Below are 6,116 nucleotides of genomic sequence, written 5' to 3'. Positions count from 1 at the left end.
ACATAAATATGGTAATAATCAAAAGAAACGGACAAGGTTATATCTTAAATAAGGATAGCGACAACAAAGAGATCTACAGATCCTAACTCCATAGCCATTTAAAATAGTAAGGTTCTATTTTCCCTTTCCGTATTTCTGGTTTAACAAAGCCATATCCTTCCCAACTTTTAAATCAAGAACTTTCGCATAATGCTGTGTAGTCTTAATGCTCTTATGCCCCAGCATTTTAGATACTGTTTCAATTGGCACATTATTGTTTAGGGTTACAGTTGTAGCAAAAGTATGGCGAGCCATATGAAAAGTCAGAGATTTCGTAATCCCACAGACATCGGCTATTTCTTTCAGATAGCTGTTCATTCTTTGATTGCTTAACACAGGAAACATAAGCCCTTTATTGACACATTCCGGGTGATCACTATAACGATCGACTAAATCAATAGCGCCGCTCATAAGTGGGATATGGGTTGCCGCCCCTGTTTTCTCCCGATCCGTAAAAATCCAGAGATTACCATCCACACCTTTTTTAAGATCTGTACGGCGAAGCTTTTTCACATCTATATAGGCAAGTCCTGTATAGCAGCTGAAAACAAATATATCACGAACCTGAGCAAGCCTTTGTATAGTGAAACGTTTTTGCGTAACAACATCCAGCTCCTCCTGAGTTAGATATTCTCTTTCTTTAGCCTGAGCTGTATTTTTATAAAAAACAAAAGGGTCTTCTTTAATCCACCGGAAAGCCAGACAAAGGTTTGTGATTTTTTGAAAATGCACCATATACTTAGCAGCAGTTGTCGGACAACAGCCCTTTTCTGACCGGAGATAAAACTCATATCCAATCACAAAAGCATAATCGACGATACACACGTCAACATCAGGCTTCTTATAGCATTTCAGCAAATAAGAACTCATATGTGAAAAAGACGTTTTATATCCTTTAAGGGTATTCGACTTAAAACCCTTACCGATTAAGGCTTCAATTTTTGCATTGTGATCAGCAAAAACTTCCATCAAATAACGCGGCTTATCGGCAACTCCCAAATACCTATTCTTAATCACCTGAGCAGTTACTTTCACCCCCTCTCTTATTAACCGTGTGTGAATTTCTTCAATACGTGTTTCCAAGCTTTCCAGGTGACGGTTAAGCAGCCGGGTATCTTCTCTATCACCTTTACATCTATTGGCTCTAGAGGACCACTTTTTAGGATCACAATCGCGACCAGCAGACAACTCTTTAGGAATCCCTTCTACTGTAATTCGCATGTAAATAGGTTTAGGCCTCCCAGGCACATAATTTTTCGGCTTTTTGAGATAAAAAAGCAAAGAATAATTTGCATTCATAATCTACTCATTTTTAATGTGAACAAAATTAGAATTACAGCCCTCTCTAAACAAGATGTACATTTTCCGAACATGTTGTTAATCAGAAACTTACCCCATGTCCAGTGAGTCAGCATTTTCAAAGTAGTGACTCACCGAATTACTCACTTTGAAAACAGTAAAAGTTGAATAATTTGGCACCTCACCAAAACAAAAAAGCCTCCAAATCATCGATTTGCAGGCTTTTGTACGTTTTGTTACTCATTTCAGTGGTCCCGACGAGAATCGAACTCATATCTAAAGTTTAGGAAACTTCTATTCTATCCGTTGAACTACGGGACCAATAATAAATGCTATTAAAGAATAAATAGTAATAGCAGGCGCAAATATAATAATAAAACAATGCCTTTAAATAGTACTTCCAACAAATTTAACTTTCATAAAAATGCCAGCAGGAACCACCCCGCTGGCAAACCAAACTAATTTACAAGCATTTATTGCACCTAAGCTTGTTTCTTTAAAGGCCGTAGGCACTGATTTCACCCAGCACCATATTACTATCTGATCCTTGAGTACCAACAAATTTAAAATATCTTGCTTTTGGACTATTAGGAAGCACATAACGTTGCTCACCGTTCAAGTTATGATCGAAATCAAAACTTCCCTGGCTTACCCAGGTTACATTATCTGTGCTGGTTAAAAACTCAAACTTATCCGGTCCACGTTTATCTCCACCAGGTGAATCAAAATCTGTTCTCCAAACTCCAAATTGAGTAAGTATTCTAGGTGCACCCATATCAATTACTATCCAATGTGGATAATTTGAACAACCAGCACAGGTATGCCAACGAGTATGCTCGGTCCCGTCAATAAAATTAACTGCTGCATTATCCCCGCCGGGATGTTGAGACGAAAACGCAACAACATGCCAGTCTCCTTTATCAATAGAGAACAAACCACCATCTGAATAAGACGTATAGAACTTATCAACACTCAATGAGTCTGGCCTAAATATCGTTCTAAACTGGTAATTTGTATTTGCCAGCATGTCGGTTATTTCTGTAGTTTTTACTTCAGTAGTTTTAACTAGTACCGGGAATATTTGAGTTTTGGCAGTTCCCGAAACATCCGTGTATTTAATCTCTGAGGCATAAGCTCCGTTGGCAACATCAGCGCCACCCCAGTTTATGGTTAACTTTCCCGCCGCATTGATCAATGTAGAGTTTACGGGCCTGGTTAATAATTGCGATTGATACCTTTCTCCATAAGATCCACCATTTACTTCTACCGGAACAGAGATATTTCCCTGCGCATCAAAGGTCCGGATAACGAATGTGTAGTTTTTCTCTTGCAAATTGTCTACCATTACTTTTACCGTATCCCCGGTAATCGCAGCAACATCAACAACTACAGAATCGGCAAAACTATTCCAATAAACTTTGGCTTTAACAACAGTCTTATCAACACCCTTTGGCCATACAATTTGGACCCTGTTTCGCCCAGACTGTGCAATTGCTATTGCTTTTCCGGGGTAGACCAAACCAGAAGGGACAACGTATTCTTTATATGTTGCATCAATCTTTCTACAGGCAGAAACCAGACAGATTGCGGCAAATAATATTAAACTGAAATGATATGTCTTTTTCATAATACTATGTTTTTTGTTTAGATAAGCCATCTATGGTACTATTTGTCCAAAGAATTTAAGCTCCATGATTACTACCTGCCCCGGACTACTATAGGTCTCTAAAGATTTCAAACGAAGGTACCGTACGGCAGCGGGTTGCGTGGCGAAATAGAAATCAGCCCCCAGGTTACACGCATAATTAATATCTTCATTTGTTTTTTGACCTAACGGCAAGTTTGATGGTTTAAGTGTGGTAAATTCACCAAGCAAAGTCCAGCTTGTCCAGCTGCCATCCGGATTTGGGGAATTTGAGCCATACAGTTCAAAATTTTTCAAACCAGATCCGGTATAACAATGGTCATTTTGTTCCATGTATTGTTTAAATCTACTCAGCAAAACTTTTTTCCCTAAGTCAATCGTGATCCATTGCGGTAGAGATGAAGCGTTTGATGAAGCATAAAGTCTTCTATCGGCTAAGCCATTCCATAAATTCTCAATATTATAACCGGCATTAGCAAGAGCAACCTGATCAGTAGGTAATACCAATTTTTTATACGTATCGCTTGGTATTTCGATTTCAGGTTTAGGGGTTAATGTCTTAATTATCGTATCAGATTTATTATTCCAGCGGTCCCGGATGTACATTGCAAATTTTTGTGCTTTAGCATCAAAACCGCGGGCGGCAAAATCTCCGGCGGTGGCTGCTGTATAAAAGGTCCTCACCGTAACCCAGTTATTGTTTCCTGTGGTATCTTTCAATACTACTATTGCCAAATCCGCTTTAAAAGGATTTAATATAGCTACGTTAACCCCACCAAAGGTTTCTTTAAAAACTGCTGATTCAAATACAGATTTAACAGGGGGTGTTTTTGGTTGTAATTCAACCAAAATCGGTTCAGATTCTTTTTCGTTGGCAGCAACACTGTATACCTTCACTGTGTGAATCAATTCATCTCCAAAACCTACCAAACGAAGGGTATCTGTATATCTCGATGATTTCGCCTCTCTAAACACACCTTTTTGTATTTCATACACAGCCTTAACATAAGCCAGGTTTAAATCTGCAGGAAGCTTGTAGGTTAATATGCCGCCCCCTGGGGTTGCCTCTACTTTTATATTGCTAACTTGCATCGGAGCAGGTGTATTTCCATCTACAAAATCCATCCGCCCTTCTTTTGAACAACCGTACCATAAAAGAGCGGTGAACAATGCTCCGATAAAATATATTTTTTTCATTTTCTCTCTTAATTAAATGATTAGTCCTTAAACGATATGATCTACCAACCTAAGTTTTGAGCCAAATTTCTATTGTTAACAATATAGTTTTCGTCAATAGGCCAGAAATAGTCCTTTGATCCAAACGACTGGTTATAAACCACTGTAGTTCTATAGTAGGAAATAGGTTCTGTTTGTGAAAGATCCCAACCAAGAATTTGCTTATTCAATTCGGTGGCAGATTCTTTCCATCTTCGAAGATCCCATAGGCGCTGCGACTCAAAAGATAGTTCAATTAACCTTTCCTGATGAATAATAGCGCGCATACCGTCCTTATTCTGGTATTTTACTGGATTGGTCGAGAAGTTAGTCCATGATGCAGCAACCGTAGGCAAACCAGCCCGGGCTCTCACTAAATCAATATATTTGTTTACTTCTGTACCCGGCCCTTCAGATTCGTTTAAGGCTTCGGCATACAACAAATACAGGTCAGACAAACGCATAATTGGGTAAGGATAGTTAACAACCGAATAATCATCTTGTGAATTGATGACGTTTTGAAAATGGATCAGCTTTTTAAGGTTATATCCGGTCACAGTATTGAATCCATATTTACCTTTACCGTTACGCTGTTTAAATTTACCTTCTAAATAAAATAGCCCCATAAAATCTTTGTCGTCATAACGTCCGTGCCCGTAATAGACAGCTCCATCAAATCCTAAGTCGGCATAAAAACGTGGCTCCCTGTTAAAATGTAAGCCTACCGTAGTATAGCCCTTATGTACATATAGCCTATCTGCATCTCCCGAAACCCGTAAATTATAGCGGCCTGTGTAATCATAAGTTTTGTCTTCGTTAATCGGAACACCATTGGAGGAATAGAACATTTCTGCAATTTTTAAAGGTGGCGACAGCTCACCTCTGGTGATCACACCATCAAGATATCTGGGATCCCACCAGCTAGATATTAACCTTTGTAAATTATAGGTGTCCGATTGTGTATTTGCCCAAATGACCTCGCTATTCCATTTTTCTGTAACAGCACCATTAATACTTAATTGGGTTTTGATGGTATCGCTAACGATAAATTGCTGAAAGGATGGATTATAAATATACAATTTCATCCCTGCTGATGCACACACATCTATTGCTCTTTTACAGGCAACAACCGCAGTATCCCATTTAGCTTTAGAATACGTAGTATTAAATAATTGCGTTCCATTCGAGTTTTTTAAAGCCGACTGGTCTGTATTTCCGTTAAATAACGGGCTAGCTGCAGTAACCAATACTTTTGCCCTTAAAGACAATGCAATTGGCAAGGTAATACGCCCTGCTTCTGTTGCCGGACTGATTATGGTTAATGGAAGACCAGGCGCTGCCTCGTTAAGCAAGGTTGCAATGTAATTGAAGCAGGAATCCACGGGATCGCGGAAAACTTTTACCTCATTAACATCCGCAGAGATGGGTAAATTATTTTTAATTAAGGGAATTGGCCCATACATTCTAACTAAACAGAAGTGATAGTATGCCTTAAGAAATTTCACCTCTGAAATCCAGCTAATCTTCTCTTCTGGTTCCATGTCTGGCACCTTTCCAATGTTTTCAAGAAAGATGTTGCAATCTCTTATTCCCTGATACATTTGCTGCCACCTGTCGCCCAATGGACCTACTTTACTTTGAAATCCTTTGGCCATGTCTAAATAAGCACCTCTTTCGGGTATTTCCCAGAGCTCATCGCCGCCAACCATTGCCGGATCATCTCCCAACTGGCCATTTTTCGGCATAAAGGAGTAGCAAGTGTATAAAAACTTCTTCGCCTGTGTACGTAAGGTAAATGCATTATCAATGGTAGCTACGTTATCAGGCACAACATCCAGAAATTTTTTGCAGGAACTAAGCCCGGCTAAAAAGACCAGAAAACTGGCTCCGAGTATAATATATTTTCTCATAATTTGTA

Annotated in this window: 4 protein-coding genes and 1 tRNA gene; all 5 read right to left on the bottom strand. The window is 39.1% G+C overall.

Annotation, left to right across the window (positions count from 1 at the left end; genetic code table 11):
* Positions 1-114 precede the first annotated feature (114 nt).
* The 5 genes from HQN86_RS18785 to HQN86_RS18765 all read right to left on the bottom strand — a co-directional run bounded on the left by HQN86_RS18785 (position 115) and on the right by HQN86_RS18765 (position 6,108).
* Positions 115-1,338: a site-specific integrase gene (locus tag HQN86_RS18785; RefSeq protein ID WP_172662412.1), complete on the bottom strand. Its 1,224-nt coding sequence runs from the start codon at positions 1,336-1,338 to the stop codon at positions 115-117.
* Between the two features lie 249 nt (positions 1,339-1,587).
* A tRNA-Arg gene (locus HQN86_RS18780) sits at positions 1,588-1,659 on the bottom strand.
* Between the two features lie 175 nt (positions 1,660-1,834).
* Positions 1,835-2,965: a DUF4998 domain-containing protein gene (locus tag HQN86_RS18775; RefSeq protein ID WP_172662411.1), complete on the bottom strand. Its 1,131-nt coding sequence runs from the start codon at positions 2,963-2,965 to the stop codon at positions 1,835-1,837.
* Between the two features lie 30 nt (positions 2,966-2,995).
* Positions 2,996-4,180: a DUF5000 domain-containing lipoprotein gene (locus HQN86_RS18770; RefSeq protein WP_172662410.1), complete on the bottom strand. Its 1,185-nt coding sequence runs from the start codon at positions 4,178-4,180 to the stop codon at positions 2,996-2,998.
* Between the two features lie 41 nt (positions 4,181-4,221).
* Positions 4,222-6,108: a RagB/SusD family nutrient uptake outer membrane protein gene (locus HQN86_RS18765; protein ID WP_172662409.1), complete on the bottom strand. Its 1,887-nt coding sequence runs from the start codon at positions 6,106-6,108 to the stop codon at positions 4,222-4,224.
* Positions 6,109-6,116: the final 8 nt, after the last annotated feature.

Origin of the sequence: Pedobacter panaciterrae (assembly GCF_013204795.1) — a bacterium.
Lineage (GTDB): Bacteria > Bacteroidota > Bacteroidia > Sphingobacteriales > Sphingobacteriaceae > Pedobacter > Pedobacter panaciterrae.
The sequence above is the reverse complement of the archived record's forward strand: the minus strand, read 5'-3'. Positions and strand labels throughout refer to the sequence as shown.

Coding starts and splice junctions, on each gene's coding strand:
- HQN86_RS18785 (WP_172662412.1), bottom strand. CDS start 1,338: ATGAATGCAAATTATTCTTTGCTTTTTTATCTCAAAAAGCCGAAAAAT.
- HQN86_RS18775 (WP_172662411.1), bottom strand. CDS start 2,965: ATGAAAAAGACATATCATTTCAGTTTAATATTATTTGCCGCAATCTGT.
- HQN86_RS18770 (WP_172662410.1), bottom strand. CDS start 4,180: ATGAAAAAAATATATTTTATCGGAGCATTGTTCACCGCTCTTTTATGG.
- HQN86_RS18765 (WP_172662409.1), bottom strand. CDS start 6,108: ATGAGAAAATATATTATACTCGGAGCCAGTTTTCTGGTCTTTTTAGCC.